The organism is Phaeobacter sp. JH204B, assembly GCF_048055755.1.
GTDB classification, from domain to species: Bacteria; Pseudomonadota; Alphaproteobacteria; order Rhodobacterales; family Rhodobacteraceae; genus Phaeobacter; species Phaeobacter bryozoorum.
Genome location: NZ_JAYMXF010000019.1, coordinates 1 through 15,375, shown reverse-complemented (window position 1 = coordinate 15,375; position 15,375 = coordinate 1). Strand labels below are relative to the sequence as shown.

The window sequence follows — 15,375 nt, the reverse complement described above, 5'->3', positions numbered from 1 at the left end:
GGCGATGCGAGGGGGCAGAATGCAATTGGGACGACCCATTGGCGCGGTGGCACTGTTGTGCTGCCTGTCGGCCTGCATGCAGTCCCTGCCCTTTGCCAAAACCGGCGAAGGCGCCGAAACCGATGTCAATCGACGCGCCAGCAGCTTTGCCCAGCCGGATGCCAAAAACCCCTCGGTGGTGATCTCAACCCTGATGCAGCGTCAGTCCCTGCTTGAAGACGGCAGTGTCTATGACGTTGTTGCGCAATCCGCGATTTCCGCCTCTGCCCGCGCTGCCGAGGCCGAGCTGACCAGCGCCAAACTGCGTGCGGAGGCCAAATCCAAGAACTGGCTGCCGACGCTTGGCCCCTCTGTCAGCCTCACCGATCTCGGGGATCTGGTGGCGGGTATCCTGATTGAACAGGTGTTGTTCGACAATGGACGCCGCAAGGCCGAGCGCGCCTTTGCCGCCGCCGATGTCGAAGTCGCAGCGGTCAACCTCTCGATTGACATGAACAGCCGTGTAGAGACGGCCTTGGGCCTCTATGTCGCGGGCCTGCGCGGCGCTGAGAAAGCTGCGATCGGCACCCGCGCGCTGTCGCGGATGTATGAATTTGAACGTATCGTGAAGGGGCGCGTTGATGGCGGCGTGTCGGACCGGTCCGACCTCAACGTAGTGCAGAGCAAGATCAACAGCATCCGCTCAGCCGTGGCCACGGCCAAGGACGCCACCACCACCTCAACAGCCGAACTCAGGGCGATGACCGGTCAGAGCTTTGACGGGACGCCAAGCCACCTGCAACTGGCGACCCCGCCGGAGGCCGGTGCCTATCTCACCGTTCTCAAAGCCGAAGCCGAGGCCACCCGCAGTGTCGAACAGGCCAAGATGGAGCGCGCAGGGCTGCTGCCGCAGGTCTCAGCCGCGGGCAATGTCACCAGCGATGGTTCGGGAGCCGGACTGACCCTTGATCTGGCGCAGCCCTTTGGCCTTGGCACGCCTGCGGCGCTGAAAGCGATCGAAGCCTCCAAGGAAATTGCCAAACGGCAGGTATCCGAGGCCGAGGAAGATGCACGCCGCGATTTCAGTCGCCAGATGCAGCGCCTCGCCTCTTATCGTAGGCAAGAGGCCGAAGCGGCATCCCTGGCGCAGACCAGCCGCGAGACTTATCGCCTGTTTCAGGCACAGTTTAAGGCCGGGCAACGCTCGGTCATGGATGTGGTATCCATCTATGAAGAGGTGGTACGCCGCGAACACGCCCATATCGACGCAAAATACGAAGTCGTTCTGATCCAGCTGGCGCTGGCAAGCGATATGGGACTATTGGCCGATGGGGACCGGATTTGAGCAATTCCAACCGCCCGACAGATGACACCGTGCTGCGGACCGTCCCCCCTGCCCCGCGCGACACCGGGACGGCAGGACGTGCTAGTGGTGGCAAACCGGTGCTGCGCGCCATTGATACCCAGTCGACGCCACATCTGGCGCCGGCCGCTGCCGCCCCTGCGCCGGCCCCCGGTCCCGCGACCCCACCGATGCCCGATGTCGATCTGACCGGCCTGCTGGAGGATGGCAACGTGGGCGAGGTCAGCGCGCTGATCGAGGACGCAACAGCGCGTATTCAGCATCGCGCCGCGCTCATCGCGACCTTTGCAGCCCTTAAAGGCACGAATGTCGCCCTCAGCGACCTTGCCGAACATATGTGGCGCAATGATCCGGGCGATGTCTCCGTCGACTCGCTTGCCCGTGCGCTTCAGACCACGGGGATGCAGGCGCAGATCAATCATCAGGTGCCGCTCATCCCCGAAAGCTGGCCCGCGCTGGCCATGATGAACAATGGTCAATGCGTTCTGGTCCTGTCGCAAAGCCGGGATATGCTGAGCGTCTATGACACCACTTGCACAGATAATCGCGCGGATGTGCCGGTGGCCGAGTTCGGTCCCTATTTCACCGGCACAACGCTGGGCGCACGCAATTCCTTGAAACAGATCGCCGCCCGCCATACACCGCAGCTGGAAAGCGATCACTGGTTCTGGGGTGAGTTCCCCAAATACCGCCGTCAGGTCGGCGAGATCATGCTCGGCTCGCTGGTTGCCAATATTCTGGCCGTCTCAGTCGCGCTGTTCTCGCTGCAGGTCTATGACCGCGTGGTTCCTCACCAGTCCCATGCGACGCTCTGGGTGCTGGCAGTCGGCGCCTTCCTTGCGATCATGCTGGAAGCACTGCTGAAGCTGGCGCGTGCCCGGCTGACAGATGCCGCCGGACGCCAGATCGAGCTGTCGGTGCAGAACAACCTGATGCGGCGGTTGATCGGGATGCGCTCTGACAAGAAACCACTGCCCCCCTCAGGTCTGTTTGCCGCGATGCGCGATTTCGGATCGGTGCGCGAGTTCTTTACCTCCACCACGATTTCAACACTGGCCGACATTCCGTTCATCGCCGTGTTCCTGCTGCTGGTGGCATCGATTGCGGGCCCGATCGTCTGGATTATCATTGCAGGTGGCATCCTGATGCTGCTGCCCGCCTATTTCATGCAGAAGCGCATGATCGCGCTGACACGTCAGACACAGGGCGCAAATGCCAAAGCCGGACGCCTGCTGCATGAGGTCGTGAACGAGCTGGACACGCTGAAGAGCCAGCGTGGCGAAGACCGGGTTCTGCGGCTCTGGGATGAGCTGAACACGCTCTCCACTCATGCCGCGACCGAGCAGCGCCGCCTTGCCAGCGCGCTTACCCATTGGTCGCAGGGGGTCCAGCAGGCCACCTATATCGGCTCTGTCGTGGTGGGCACTCTGATGGTTTTCGCCGGTGAGTTCACCGTCGGTACCATCATCGCAACCGGTATTCTGACCAGCCGCACGCTGGCACCTCTGACCCAGTTTGCCGCCACGCTGGCCCGCTGGAGCAACGTCAAAGGTGCGCTGGAAGGACTGGACGCCATCGCCAACTCCGCTCAGGAAAAAGAAGACGAACGCTCTTATCTGCGCCGCGACAGCCTGCAAGGCCGGTTCGAACTGCGCGAAGTGATGTTTCGCTATGACGAAGACGGCGCCCCGACGCTGGACGTGCCGGGCGTTGCCGTTACCCCCGGCCAGCGGGTTGCGGTTCTTGGCGTCAACGGCTCCGGGAAATCGACGCTGTTGAAACTGATGTCGGGACTTTATGCGCCGGACCGTGGCCGGGTGATGATTGACGGCACCGACATGACCCAGATCGACCCGCGCGACCTGCGCCGCCATATCGGCTATCTCAGCCAGGATGTGCGGCTGTTTGCCGGGACGCTGCGCGAGAACCTGAACCTCAACCAGCTGGAACGCGACGACGACCGGCTGATGACGGCGCTGGATTTTGCAGGCCTCGGCGCCCATGTGCGCAATCACCACAAGGGCCTCGATCTGGAAATCTTCGACGGTGGCGGCGGGCTGTCCATCGGGCAGCGCCAGTCGATCGGCTGGGCGCGCCTGTGGTTGCAGAACCCGTCAATTGTGCTTCTGGATGAACCCACTGCCGCACTGGACCAAACGCTGGAACGCACATTGGTCAGCCGTCTGGAAACCTGGCTGGAGGGTCGCACGACCGTGATTGCGACACATCGGATGCCGATCCTGTCGCTGACCAACCGGACGCTGATCCTGCAATCCGGGCGCATGGTGGTCGACGGACCGCGTGATCAGGTTCTGGCACATCTTGCCGCAGGTGAGGGCAAATGACCTCGACCGGCTACGATCTTCGCGAAACCTCGCGCGGGGCGAGCCGCATCATCTATCTGGCGGCGGGCGCTCTGGTGGTGTTTCTGATCTGGGCCAGCTTTGCTTGGGTCGACGAAATCGTTCGTGCCGACGGCGAGGTTGTGTCCTCCTCGCGCTCTCAGATCGTGCAGAACCTTGAAGGCGGCATTCTTGCCGAACTCCATGTGCATCAGGGCGACACGGTGAAGGCCGGGCAGATCCTCGCCCGTCTGCAGGATACCAAGTTCCGCGCCGCCGCTGATGATCTGCAGGACCGGATCGACGCGTTGGAAATCAAGCAATACAGGCTTGAGGCCGAACTGGAGGGTGCGTTTGATTTCAATGTTCCCGACGATCTGGCCGAACGCTCCCCAGGCATCTACACCTCGGAGCGTGCGCTGCTGAATGCCCGGCAGACCGATTTCACCAGTCGCCGCGCCAGCGCCCGCGAGATCCTCGACCAGCTAAAGGACGAACTGGCCAATATGCAGCGTCTCTACAAGAAAGAGATCGTGGCGTTGATTGAGGTCAACCGCGCGCAAAAGGCCGTGAGCGACGCCCAGGCCAAATACAATGAAATTGGCACCCAGTCAGAGCTGGAGCTGGCGGAGGATTACTCCAAAACCCTTCGCGAGCTGACCTCATACCGGCAGGAGCTGCGGCTGGCGCAGGATCAGCTTGACCGAACCGTGATCACCTCGCCCATGGCCGGGATCGTCAACAGCCTTGCGGTCACCACCATCGGCGGCGTGATCCGCCCCGGTGAGGAAATCGTCGAGATCATCCCGCTCGGCGAGGAAATGTTTGTAGAGGCACGGGTGAAGCCCGAAAACATCGCCAGCGTCCAACCCGGCCAGGATGCCACGATCAAGCTTTCAGCTTATGATTACACCATCTACGGATCGCTGCGCGGCAAGGTGGATTTTGTCTCGCCCGATACCTTCGAAGACGAGCGCAACCCCCGTGCAGAGCCGTACTACCGGGTGACGGTGAAGGTTGATCGTTCCGAATTTACCGAACGCCAGCAAGCCATCGAGATCCGCCCCGGGATGCGCGCCACCGCTGAATTGCAGACCGGCAGCAAAACGATCCTGAACTACATGCTGAAACCGCTGTATAAATCCCGCGAGGCCCTGCGCGAACCCTAAGGCAACACATCCAGAAACCCCGCGATCCAATTGGATGCAGGGGGGCTGTCTAAGAGGTTGATCGCTTGGAGAAAACCGGCGTGCATCTGCGGCCGTCAGCTGGTTTCCTCGGATCGGTGCTGCCTAGAGATCCTTCGCAAGATGGATGAACGGGGTCTGCTCGACCGGTCTGAATGCCGGTTTGTCCCCGTATCGTACCATCAGCTGGCGGACCGCATCATCGCCAGAACGGTCTGATCAAACGAAGTTCCGATTGAGACCCGACGATTGCCCATCGCCGCTTTGGCCGAGATAACCGAGACCAGTCGCGGCATCCGGCCCGGAACGACGTCAAAGACAGGCGCGCCTGACGCACCGAAATCAACCCGGCACGTCATCACCACGACCTGCGCCTGTCGCGCCAGAACGTGGCAGTTCTGTTCCAGATTTGGACGGTTCTGCTGCGCCATCGAATAAGACAGCACTTCAACCGACGCCCCGCGCGCCGGACGATTGGCCAGTTCAAAGGGCTGGATCATGTTGCGGCTGATTGGCCGATCCAGACGCAGGATCGCAATATCGCTGCCCAATTGTGAATCGCCGAGTGGCTGATACTCGTAGCTCGGGTGGACAACCGCCTTGGTGACAGACCGCGCCGCCTTGGCATGTCGCCCGTTCAGCCCCGCTTCGAACCGGATGCTGGTCGGATCAACCTGGCGGCCGGTGTCGGGGTTGTAGACGCAATGCGCCGCCGTCACGACCAGATCGGGTGCCACCAAGGCCCCGGTACACATATTCCGTCCTGAAATGTTCAGCCGACCCACGGCTTCCCATCCAATAACGGAGGTGATGCTCGACTGCGGATCTTCCGCAGCAGAGCTATCAGGCATGCCAAACAGGAGGCATGCCGCAAAAGCAGCAAAAATGCGTTTCATCGCCCACTCCAAATTCCCACGCTCACACCTTGGTTCAAGCGTGCGGCTGGAATGAGACGCAAAACTGCCCGACATGGCCGAAACCATGCGGAAAATAAGTCTCTCTACACAAATCAGGACCCCCCCCAGGGTTTTGATGCCCCATCATCGCAAAAAAACCGCAGAGCGCACACAATTTCTCGGGTGTTTTATTAACTTTTTAGCAAACCTTTGTGATCGCTTAATAAATTCTCACGGTGGCAAATCAGGCTGCAGCCGGTCGCTGGCAGCTGACGATGGCATTACGGCCACCGTGCGGCAGGGTTGCCACATTGCCGCAGGCGCCGCGCGGCAGGTCGGTCGACAGAGCACAGGAAGAGCCGTTTTAACTTTCAAATAACCAAAACTCCGCCTTAACCTTCCCTTAGGGTTTATCTGCAATATCTTAACGCGCGGTGGTGTGATGCTGCCAATTCGACCTATCTGGAGCGGCGCAGCCCCCTGATCGGCTCAAGAAGAATCGCATAGAGCCGGGGAATCAGGGCCCACATAGTAGCGCCAATCGCCAGGCAGATCAGCAGCACAGCCGCCGCACGAAACATCTCCAGAAACCCCAGGGTCGCAATGCCGGGTATGCTGACGGCAGGCGACAGGATCTGTCCCAGGAACACCGATGCCATCAACGCGCCCGCCACAACGCCGCGCCGCGAGGCGGGTGACAGCGCCAAGGCCAGCGCAACGAAATTCGGCATCACCGTGGCCAATCCGGAACCGATGGCGACCATCGCCAGGCTTTGCCACAGGGTGCCGCCCCCCGTCAGCATCAGAAACCCGCTGCTCATCAAGGCATATCCCAATGCGTAGGCGCCCGCCGCACCGAGCCAGCGATTGATGCGCAGGTAAAGAAAACCTGTCATCCCGCCAGATAGTGTCAGCACCCCCAACAGAAGCCCAGTTTTTGCGGAATGATCGCCAGCCTGCGTCGCCAGAAAAAATGGCAGCTGTGTCGGCATCATGAAGAAAACCAGACTGGTAATCATCTGCAACGATGCCAAGCCGACAAGCAGCACAGGCCAAGCCGAACGGGCTGCGCCCTCGGTTGATCCGGTTGCGGTTTCGCTCCGCTGGGCCGGATCCGGCTCTGCCAGGTAACGCCAAACCAGCGGCAAAAGAAGGATCGCAACCGCGTAAATCGCAAAGGGAAGCCGGGTTGAGATCACCGCCAGCGCCCCAGCTGAGGTGATGAAGATCAGCCCCCCGAAGTTGCGTGCCGATGTCTGCAAACCCATCATAGAACGCCGCGCGTCGCCGGTGAAATAATCGCCGATCAGCGCTGTCTGGGCAGTCATGATCATTGCCACCGCCACGCCCAAGAGCAACCTGCTGATCATGATCGCCGGCAGGTTCGGCAGCACCGCCCCTGCGGCGCCGCTGACGGCAAACAACGCAATACCCAGCAACAGCATCCAGCGCCGCCCGTACCTATCCGCCATCCACCCGGCGAGCGGCGCGCAGATCAGAACCGACAGCGACGGTGCAGAGACCAGGAACCGCGTCAGCAAGGCCGCATTCGGCGTATCGGCGAACTCGGCCTCAAGCCCGGGAAGGGCCGGGCTGATGGTGGCGTTCGCCATAATGGTCAGGGTTGCGGCGAATAGCAGGGCCAGCGCGCGCGGATCCTTCCAGACGGCATCAGAAATCGGGGCTGCCGGTACAGACATGCCAGTCTCCTCTTGTGGGTGTGAGCATTCTGGCGCAGCCTGCAACTTCAAGCCCACTTTAGGTCAAGAGGAAAGAGCGATGCGCCTGTACGACATCGGAGAAGTAGCCGCCCGATGTGGCGTCACCCCCGCCACATTGCGGTATTACGAAGAGCTCGGCCTGATCACCTCGCTCGCGCGCAAGGGATTGCGGCGGCAATTCGGGCCTGAGACCTTGTTGCAGCTATCGGTCATCGCGCTTGGCAAGGCAGCCGATTTCTCGCTGGCGGAAATTTCGGGGATGTTTGGCTCGGATGGGCGGCCGGATCTGCCACGCGATGAGCTGCACCAAAGGGCGGACAAGCTGGATCAACAGATCCGCAACCTGTCGACGCTTCGTGACGCGATCCGCCATGTGGCCGACTGCCCTGCGCCATCGCATATGGAATGCCCAACCTTTCAACGGCTCCTGAAGGTCGCGCGACGGACCCGCGGCTGAAACCGGGCCACCTCCTCCTTCGGCGACGCTTTCTGGCGGCAATTGTATGTGATCGTAGACTTCTGCGCCCGTTGCCACATATCGCAGAGGATATCGGAACAGCGCGAGGCGGAGACTGAAATGGGTTTTGCAAAATTGACGTATAAGCTGACGGCCGGGTCTGAGGCTTCCGATCCCAAAGCCGCCCGCCGGGTTGCGACCCATGTCACCGCCCTCACTGCGACGAAGCTGGCCGATGGTTTGATTGATCCCAAACTGGTGCTGGCCTGGCTGATGAACGCAATCGGTGCGCCGGGCTATCTGATTGGGGTGCTGGTCCCGGTGCGGGAATCAGGATCGCTCCTGCCGCAGCTGGTCCTTGCCCAGCGGATCGAACAAAGCCGATATCGCAAATACTATTGGGCTGCCGGATCGGCGCTTCAAGGTCTCGCTGCGCTTGGCATTGCCGCCGCTGCCCTGCTGCTACCAGGTGTCATGGCAGGCTGGGTCATTCTGGGCTGCCTTGCCATGCTGGCCCTGGCGCGGTCGGCGTGTAGCGCCAGCTACAAGGACATCCTCGCCCGAACCGTGGACAAGGGCAAACGGGGGTCCGTCTCGGGAACGGCGGGAACCGTCGCCGCCAGCGGTGTGTTTCTGTTTGCGATTTTGCTCAGCACCGGGCTATTGCCCCGCAGCCCGATGGCCATCTCGCTGGTTGTTGCCGTATCAGGCCTGCTTTGGCTCGGTGCCGCTGCCGTCTTTGCACGATTGAACGAGCCAGAAGCCGAGCCTCAGTCTGAAGAAGGCTTCAGCCCGCAGGAGCTGTTGCGCCCGTTGCGGCAGGACAGCGAGTTGCGGCGTTACATCGGCACCCGGGCGCTGCTGATCTCAACCGCCTTGGCGCCGCCGTTTCTGGTGATGCTTGGTGGACGCGACGCCGAAAGCGGCTTTGGCAATCTCGGGCTGCTGGTGCTGGCCTCCTCCATTGCTGCGATTGTCTCCTCCTACATCTGGGGCAAGCTATCGGACCGATCAAGCCGCCAAACCCTGATGGTGTCGGGTGCGCTGAGCGCTGTGACGCTGGCGGCGGCGGCGGCGTTCGGCTGGGGTGAGGGCGTTGTTGCCAGTGCCGTGGTGGCCTGCTTCGTCTTTGTCGCCCAGATCGCCTATCAAGGCGCGCGCGCCGGTCGAAAAACACATCTGACCGATATGGATACGGATGGTCACACATCGGTCTATACCGCACTTTCCAACACGATGATTGGCGTGCTGTTGCTGCTGGGTGGGGGCTTTGGGCTGCTGGCCGATGCTGTTGGCGCAGCACCGGTTCTGGCGCTCCTCGCCCTGCTTAGCGGGCTGGGCGCGGCACTTGGCTCACGGTTGAGCGAAGTGCAGGAGGATGCCGAAGGCTAACACCCCAACTGGCCCCCGTCATCTCCCTGTCGCCTCTCCCGATCCCATCGCTCGGTTAGGCGGCGTGGGGAGCTGGCACGTGATCCGCTGTCAGCTTGTCTTCACGCGGCGCGTCACCCGGTACAGAATGGCCGGTTTTCACCACCGCGCGGCGCTCGGCATCAAGCCCGGCCCCGAACAGGATCACAAAAGCAGACAACCACATCCAGGTCAGCAGAACGATCACCCCCGAGAGGGCACCAAAGGTTTCGTTGTAGCTGCCGAAAGCTTGCACATAGAGGCTGAACCCGATGCTGCCGACGACCCAAAGCGTACAACTCAGTATCGCGCCGGGCGTGAACAGCTGCCAGCCATCCCCCGACCGGTCCGGTCCAAATCGATAGAGCGCCGAAATTCCAGCGATGCCGACTGCGAACATCAGGGGCCAGCGCAGGAGTTGGGTCACCATCGACAACAACGCTGACTCGCCCAGGAGCGCAGCCGCGGCGGGTATCGCTGCAACGACCAGCAGCAGGACACACCCGCCAATAATGGCCGTGAAAGTAATGCCGACAGTCATCGCCTTCAGAACGATGAAACTGCGCCCTTCCCGGGTGCCAAAAATCACGTTCAGCCCCTGGATCATACTGTCGGTGCCACGCGATGCGGACCAAAGCGCCAGAGCAGCGGAAACCGCGGCGGCCCAGCCCAGCGACTCTGGGCGCGCGCCCGCTACCTGCACCAACTGCTGATTGACCAGATCCGCAGCCGACGGTGGCAACAGCCCGGTCAGCCAAGCAGCCTGTGCAGTGATCAGGGTTGGATCCGCAATCAGACCAAACAGAGCAACCGCTGCCGTAATACCTGGAAAAACCGACAGGAGGCCGTAAAAGGCGACTCCGGCGGCGAGCAGCCCGCCGTTGGCCTGTCCCATCCGGCCCCAGGCCCGCCAGAGCAGTTTCATAAACGACGCCAGTTGCGCAAGCGATCCATCCTGTGTCTGCCCGCTCCGGTCCCGTCCGGGGTCACTCGGTGGACCGCTGCGGTCGAGGTTGGGGGCTGTTTTCGACTGGTCGGTGGTGGTGGTCGTCCCCGACTTGGAGGTTGAGCTGTGATCTGACTGTTTTGGCATGAGGCTGTCTCCCGCGTTGCCAACTCAACGCAGCAAGATGGCGTTTTGTTTCTTGGAACTTAGCCTTTGCCCGCGAGTTGAGGTTTTGACGCAATCCAATTGGAGACAACCATGAGCCACTTCACCCATCACCCGGCTGCTTCCCACGATCTGGTGGTCATAGGAGGCGGTTCCGGCGGGCTGGCGGCCGCCAAGGCGGCAGCGCGGCTGGGGGCCTCGGTCGTGATGATCGAACAGGCTGAGCTGGGCGGAACCTGCGTCAACCGCGGCTGCACCCCGAAGAAGCTGATGTGGAAAGCCGCGGCCCATCGCCAGAGCCACCGTGATATGGCCAAGGTTGGCCTGACGGCCCTGCCGGACTTTGATTTCGCCGCGCTGCGCCGTCGCTCCGATGCCAAGATTGACCACCTCAACCACCACTTCGAGGATCAATTGCAACAGGCCGGTGTGCGCCTGCTGCGCGCCACTGCCGAGATTGGCGAAGCGGGCCAGATTCACGCCGGTGGTGAGGTTTTCCAGCCCGGAAAACTGTTGCTTGCGACCGGGGCGCGCCCGCACGCGTTGGATATTCCGGGCGGTGATCTGGCCGCCACAAGTGATGATGTCTTTGGGTGGAGTGATTTACCGGGGCGGCTGCTGATTATCGGCGGCGGCTATATCGGATGTGAGTTCGCCAGTATCTTCGCGGCTTTTGGCAGCGAGGTGCAGCTGATGACCGATGGCGACAGACTGCTTGATCAATTTCACGCACCGGCGATCGCCTGCGTGCAGGCCGGTCTTCAGAAACAGGGCGTCACCATCGGCTTTGGCCGCAAGCCGAAGCAGATCGACTTCAACGGGACAATGTTCAAAGTCAGCTTCGACGATGGCAGCATCCAATATGCGGATCAGGTGATAGCCGCCATTGGGAGAGTACCAAACACCGACACCCTTGGGCCAGGGGTGCAGGGCATCGTCCATGCGAAATCCGGCGCGCTGGCCATTGATGAGCATTTCCAAACATCCATTCCCGGCATCTACGCGGTCGGCGACGCTGCCGACCGTCTGCCGCTTACCCCTGTGGCGACGCGAGACGGCGCTTGTTTTGCGACCCAACACTTTGGCGACGGCGCCGCACAGGTAGATCTCAATCTGGTGCCGCAGTCGGCCTATACCATCCCGCCGGTCGCGCAGGTCGGCCGGATGGATCAGACAAACAGCGGCGGCGAACAGGTGTCTGGCCTGTCCAGCGATGTGCTGGACGACGGCACGGCTGCCAACTCGTTCTTTGACAGATCGTTCAACGGCCCCCTGCTGAGCGGCGTGGCGCTGGTCGATCACTCAGCACCGGAGGTGATCGCCCCCTTCGCCGCGCTGATCGCAAGCGGAGCCACCGCAGACGATCTTGACGCAGTCGTCGGCATTCACCCCAGTTTTGCAGAAGAGACGGTCGGCCCGTAAGATACCGCAGACAAAAAAGACGCGATCCACTCTGGGTCGCGTCTTTTTTCTGCTCTTATCGGAGGCGTCGTCCGGTCAGTCGCACAGCGTCCGATCGATGAGCGAGAGCCCCAGCAAGAACATTGAAATCAGGAATACCACGTTGGCAGCAAATGCCGCCCCTGCCGCGACACCACCAAATGCCAGTACTGCCGAAGCAGCTGCAATCAGAGAAAAAACCAGTGGCCAATTCATCATCGATCATCCTCGTCTCTATCCGTTATGGTTCTGCAAATACAACGTTTTTGACAGGAAAAGGTTCCGAGACTTGGCCGGTCCTACGCCTGACTGGCGCGGACCGGGTCTGAAACAGACGCCTATTTCTCGTCAATCTCAGGCTTGATCTGCGCGTAGGTCAACACGGTGAAAACCGCTGTCCCGCCGATGATATTGCCCACCAAGACCGGCAGGAAAAAACCAAAGACAGCCTGCCCCAGAGGCAGCATGCCCTGCACCATCAGAAACGCCATCTCAACCGAACCCGCGACGATATGGGTGAAGTCCCCGGCGGCAATCAGCCAGGTGAAGATGACGATCAGGGGGATTTCGCTATTCTGCGCAGAGGGCAGCATCCAGACAATTGCGGCAATCAGGATCCCCGACGGGATACCGCTGATCATGCCGATAAACGGTGGCATTCCGGTGGCGTGTTCGCTGATTTCCACCATGGAGGCGCGCAGGGCCGGGTCCAGCACCGGGGTCAGGGCAAAGAACGACGCAATCAGGAAGGCCCCGACAACATTCGCAGCCAGCACCACCGACCAAAGCCGCGCGGTGCGCAGCAGGCTGGCCTTGTCCCCGCGCAACATGACCGGCACCACGGTGGTAATGGTGTTTTCGGTGAACAGCTGCATTCGGCCAAGGATGACCATCAGAAAGCCTAGTGAATATCCAAGGTTCTCAACAAGCGGGGACCAGCTGGCATCTGGCAGATGGGTCTTGAAAACGGCCTTGCCCAACACCGAGAAGCTGATCAATAGCCCGGCAGCGATGCCAGACCACCACAGCGCCCGCACGGGTCGCTCCAATTCTTCCTCACCGTTGCGACGAATGGTTTCAAAGATCAGCCTTGGAGACAGGCCTGTTGCCTCTTCGACGGCCTCATTCTCGGACTCTTCCTGGATGAGGTCTTCGCCGGACGTCTTGGCCTCGATCATCTGCAACTCCTGTTTTCCGTATCCAGTTCAACGCCCAAGCGTCCCAGTCGGTTCCGCCGCGCGGAACCTTTTTCACGCCGGAGCGTTAGCCCAAGAGACCTGTAACGGGATACGTCGATGACTGCCGAGATCAGCGCCACACTGATGGACCAATTGACGGGGTGGCTGGAAGGCGCCATCGATGCGCTACCGCGTCTGGCCGTTGCCATCATCGTTCTGGTGCTGACAGCTGCGCTGGTCTGGACTGCAAAAACGATCATCCGGCGGCTCAGCAGCCGGCTGAAACTGCGACGCAATCTCTGCGATGTGTTACAGCTCCTTGCCAGCGTCCTTCTGTGGCTTATCGGCAGCCTGATCGCAGTCACCGTCGTTTTCCCCACGATCACGCCGGGCAAGGCGCTGACCACCCTTGGCCTTGGGTCAGTGGCGATTGGCTTTGCCTTCAAGGATACCTTTGAAAACTTCCTGGCTGGTATTCTGCTCCTCCTGCGAGAACCCTTTCAAATCGGCGACTTCATCGAATGCGAGGGTGCCGAGGGCCAGATCGAGGCGATCACCGTGCGCGACACCCGGATCCGTCAGACAGACGGCCAACTGGTTGTCGTCCCCAACGCGCAGCTGTTCCACAACGCCGTCACAGTGCGCACCAACCGCGAGCTGCGGCGCGCCACGCTGATCTGCGGCGTCGCCTATGGCGAAGACGTCGATGCCGCTCGTGATGTCATCTCAAAAGCGGTCAGAGGCGTCGATATGGTGCGCAACGACGTGCGCGACATTCAGGTCTTTGCCAAGAGCTTTGGCGCGTCCTCCATCGACTTCGAAATCACCTGGTGGACCGGGTCCGAACCGGTGGATATCCGCGCCAGCCGGGATCAGGTTGTCGGTGCAGTGAAATCCGCCCTGGACGATGCGGGTATCGAGATTCCCTTCCCCTACCGAACCCTGACGGTCAACGCGCCGATCCCGGTCGATATTGCCGCGGCGCAGAAACCCAGTGCGTGACCCACCCCCCTGTGGCCGAGCGCTGGATCACTGTTTGCGATCATCAAACGCTCCTAGCCACGAGGCCGCAATTCACTCTACCATCGCGCTGGGATGATGGCGATTTAACTCAATCTTTGATTGTGTTTCATGCTATTCAAACCTCCCTGAAACGGAGGAGTACCTGCTATGAATCTCGGTTTACTGGAAGAGAACGCTACCGCATCAGCGACGCAGAAGCTGACCTATGCTCTCAAATGCGCGGCCTATGACGACGCCTATCTTCGCATGGATGGCAGCGGTGTCGACGCGCCCGCCCCTGAAGGCGCCGGAACGGTCAACGCGCAAATCGGCGCAAGTTCATGGGAGCAGTTTATTCTGACACCGCAGGACGACGGTACAGTCGGCCTGCTCTCAGCGGCATGGAACAATTGCTACGTGCGCATCGGCACCCCATCGCCGGGAGAGATCAAACCGATCAACTGCCAGTTCGGTTGCGGCGGGCTCGAGCGCTGGATACTGCGTGTCGTCGGCGCCAATTATTTCGCCTTCGAATGCTCGACATTTGCTGGCTATTATCTGTCGCTCAACACGGAGGGCGCAACGACGTTCGGCAGCAACGGCGTCGGCGTCGCCCAGGGCATCCAGGTGCTGAACGACAATGCCACATTCGAGCTTGTGTCAAACGCTGGCTGACGCTGTATCCCGGCCACCTCCCCGTCGTGGTGGGGTGGCCGATAACTTGTTTCTATTGCCAGAGCATCTGTCGACGATCACATCTTCGGCCGGGTCTCCCAGCCTCTTGAACGCGCGCCACCATATCCTCAGCCCTCGGTGCTGACCGGCAGGTCCATGCCGTGTTCTTTCAGCAGGGCGTGGCGGCGGGCGGTTTTGAGGTCTTCGCGCACCATTTCGGCGCACATCTCCTCGGTGGTGATCTCCGGCTCCCAGCCCAGTTTCTGCTTTGCCTTACCCGGATCGCCCAGCAGCGTCTCCACCTCGGCGGGGCGGAAATAGCGCGGATCGATGCGCAGCACCACATCGCCCACCTTCAGCGCCGGGGCCATATCGCCCTCAATCGCGGTCACGGTGGCAATTTCCGCTTCGCCTTCGCCCGAAAACGCCAGCGTCAGCCCCAGCTCCTGCGCCGACCAGGTGATGAACTGGCGCACCGAATATTGCTTGCCGGTGGCGATGACGAAATCCTCGGGCGCCTCCTGCTGCAGCATCATCCACTGCATCCGCACGTAATCCCTGGCATGGCCCCAGTCGCGCAAACTGTCGATATTGCCCATATAGAGACACTCCTC

The 15,375-nt window shown here is 61.1% G+C and carries 14 protein-coding genes; 8 read left to right on the top strand and 6 right to left on the bottom strand.

Going from position 1 to position 15,375, the window contains the following annotated elements; all coding sequences use genetic code 11:
* Nucleotides 1–19 precede the first annotated feature (19 nt).
* The 3 genes from VXL81_RS10370 to VXL81_RS10360 are packed head-to-tail and all read left to right on the top strand — an operon-like array spanning nt 20 to nt 4,853.
* Complete coding sequence (locus VXL81_RS10370; RefSeq protein ID WP_416554130.1) at nt 20–1,324, top strand: TolC family protein; 1,305 nt, start codon at nt 20–22, stop codon at nt 1,322–1,324.
* Nucleotides 1,321–3,687, top strand: coding sequence for an ATP-binding cassette domain-containing protein (locus VXL81_RS10365; RefSeq protein WP_416543413.1), 2,367 nt, complete (start codon nt 1,321–1,323; stop codon nt 3,685–3,687). Before VXL81_RS10370 ends, VXL81_RS10365 begins: the two co-directional genes overlap by 4 nt.
* Nucleotides 3,684–4,853, top strand: a complete 1,170-nt coding sequence (locus tag VXL81_RS10360) for an HlyD family type I secretion periplasmic adaptor subunit (protein WP_340544139.1) — start codon at nt 3,684–3,686, stop codon at nt 4,851–4,853. Before VXL81_RS10365 ends, VXL81_RS10360 begins: the two co-directional genes overlap by 4 nt.
* 200 nt (nt 4,854–5,053) lie before the next feature.
* Here the strand turns inward: VXL81_RS10360 and VXL81_RS10355 are convergent, their stop codons facing one another.
* Nucleotides 5,054–5,767, bottom strand: coding sequence for a trypsin-like serine peptidase (locus VXL81_RS10355; RefSeq protein ID WP_340544138.1), 714 nt, complete (start codon nt 5,765–5,767; stop codon nt 5,054–5,056).
* Nucleotides 5,768–6,225: 458 nt separating this feature from the next.
* On the bottom strand, nt 6,226–7,467 hold the full coding sequence (locus tag VXL81_RS10350; protein ID WP_416554128.1) for an MFS transporter: 1,242 nt from the start codon (nt 7,465–7,467) through the stop codon (nt 6,226–6,228).
* A gap of 79 nt (nt 7,468–7,546) precedes the next feature.
* Here VXL81_RS10350 and VXL81_RS10345 point away from each other — a divergent pair, with 79 nt between their 5' ends.
* The gene (locus VXL81_RS10345; RefSeq protein WP_340544135.1) at nt 7,547–7,945 is read left to right on the top strand and encodes a helix-turn-helix domain-containing protein; all 399 of its coding nucleotides are present in this window, start codon (nt 7,547–7,549) and stop codon (nt 7,943–7,945) included.
* Nucleotides 7,946–8,065: 120 nt separating this feature from the next.
* Nucleotides 8,066–9,337, top strand: coding sequence for an MFS transporter (locus VXL81_RS10340; protein ID WP_416554126.1), 1,272 nt, complete (start codon nt 8,066–8,068; stop codon nt 9,335–9,337).
* Between the two features lie 55 nt (nt 9,338–9,392).
* On the opposite strand, the gene VXL81_RS10335 is transcribed toward VXL81_RS10340, so the two are convergent.
* Nucleotides 9,393–10,448 (bottom strand): YihY/virulence factor BrkB family protein, encoded by a 1,056-nt coding sequence (locus VXL81_RS10335; RefSeq protein WP_416554124.1) that lies wholly within the window; start codon nt 10,446–10,448, stop codon nt 9,393–9,395.
* Between the two features lie 111 nt (nt 10,449–10,559).
* Here VXL81_RS10335 and VXL81_RS10330 point away from each other — a divergent pair, with 111 nt between their 5' ends.
* Nucleotides 10,560–11,888: a dihydrolipoyl dehydrogenase family protein gene (locus VXL81_RS10330; protein WP_416554122.1), complete on the top strand. Its 1,329-nt coding sequence runs from the start codon at nt 10,560–10,562 to the stop codon at nt 11,886–11,888.
* 75 nt (nt 11,889–11,963) lie between these two features.
* On the opposite strand, the gene VXL81_RS10325 is transcribed toward VXL81_RS10330, so the two are convergent.
* Both VXL81_RS10325 and VXL81_RS10320 read right to left on the bottom strand, forming a co-directional pair.
* Nucleotides 11,964–12,125 carry a DUF1328 domain-containing protein gene (locus VXL81_RS10325; protein WP_340544129.1) on the bottom strand — a complete coding sequence of 54 codons (162 nt, stop codon included), beginning with the start codon at nt 12,123–12,125 and terminating at the stop codon, nt 11,964–11,966.
* Between the two features lie 119 nt (nt 12,126–12,244).
* A complete protein-coding gene (locus VXL81_RS10320; protein WP_416554120.1) occupies nt 12,245–13,084 on the bottom strand; it encodes a formate/nitrite transporter family protein in 840 nt (279 codons plus the stop codon).
* 117 nt (nt 13,085–13,201) lie between these two features.
* Here VXL81_RS10320 and VXL81_RS10315 point away from each other — a divergent pair, with 117 nt between their 5' ends.
* Nucleotides 13,202–14,086 carry a mechanosensitive ion channel family protein gene (locus VXL81_RS10315; RefSeq protein ID WP_416554118.1) on the top strand — a complete coding sequence of 295 codons (885 nt, stop codon included), beginning with the start codon at nt 13,202–13,204 and terminating at the stop codon, nt 14,084–14,086.
* 168 nt (nt 14,087–14,254) lie between these two features.
* Complete coding sequence (locus VXL81_RS10310) at nt 14,255–14,761, top strand: fascin domain-containing protein (protein WP_416537121.1); 507 nt, start codon at nt 14,255–14,257, stop codon at nt 14,759–14,761.
* Between the two features lie 128 nt (nt 14,762–14,889).
* Here VXL81_RS10310 and VXL81_RS10305 read toward each other — a convergent pair.
* The coding region (locus VXL81_RS10305) for a GDP-mannose 4,6-dehydratase (protein ID WP_416554116.1) at nt 14,890–15,375 on the bottom strand (486 nt) is incomplete at its 5' end.

Excerpts from the sequence above, each read along its gene's own strand:
- VXL81_RS10360 (WP_340544139.1), top strand. The coding sequence starts at position 3,684 with ATGACCTCGACCGGCTACGATCTTCGCGAAACCTCGCGCGGGGCGAGC.
- VXL81_RS10370 (WP_416554130.1), top strand. The coding sequence starts at position 20 with ATGCAATTGGGACGACCCATTGGCGCGGTGGCACTGTTGTGCTGCCTG.
- VXL81_RS10345 (WP_340544135.1), top strand. The coding sequence starts at position 7,547 with ATGCGCCTGTACGACATCGGAGAAGTAGCCGCCCGATGTGGCGTCACC.
- VXL81_RS10335 (WP_416554124.1), bottom strand. The coding sequence starts at position 10,448 with ATGCCAAAACAGTCAGATCACAGCTCAACCTCCAAGTCGGGGACGACC.
- VXL81_RS10355 (WP_340544138.1), bottom strand. The coding sequence starts at position 5,767 with ATGAAACGCATTTTTGCTGCTTTTGCGGCATGCCTCCTGTTTGGCATG.
- VXL81_RS10350 (WP_416554128.1), bottom strand. The coding sequence starts at position 7,467 with ATGTCTGTACCGGCAGCCCCGATTTCTGATGCCGTCTGGAAGGATCCG.
- VXL81_RS10315 (WP_416554118.1), top strand. The coding sequence starts at position 13,202 with ATGACTGCCGAGATCAGCGCCACACTGATGGACCAATTGACGGGGTGG.
- VXL81_RS10325 (WP_340544129.1), bottom strand. The coding sequence starts at position 12,125 with ATGATGAATTGGCCACTGGTTTTTTCTCTGATTGCAGCTGCTTCGGCA.
- VXL81_RS10320 (WP_416554120.1), bottom strand. The coding sequence starts at position 13,084 with ATGATCGAGGCCAAGACGTCCGGCGAAGACCTCATCCAGGAAGAGTCC.
- VXL81_RS10330 (WP_416554122.1), top strand. The coding sequence starts at position 10,560 with ATGAGCCACTTCACCCATCACCCGGCTGCTTCCCACGATCTGGTGGTC.
- VXL81_RS10340 (WP_416554126.1), top strand. The coding sequence starts at position 8,066 with ATGGGTTTTGCAAAATTGACGTATAAGCTGACGGCCGGGTCTGAGGCT.
- VXL81_RS10310 (WP_416537121.1), top strand. The coding sequence starts at position 14,255 with ATGAATCTCGGTTTACTGGAAGAGAACGCTACCGCATCAGCGACGCAG.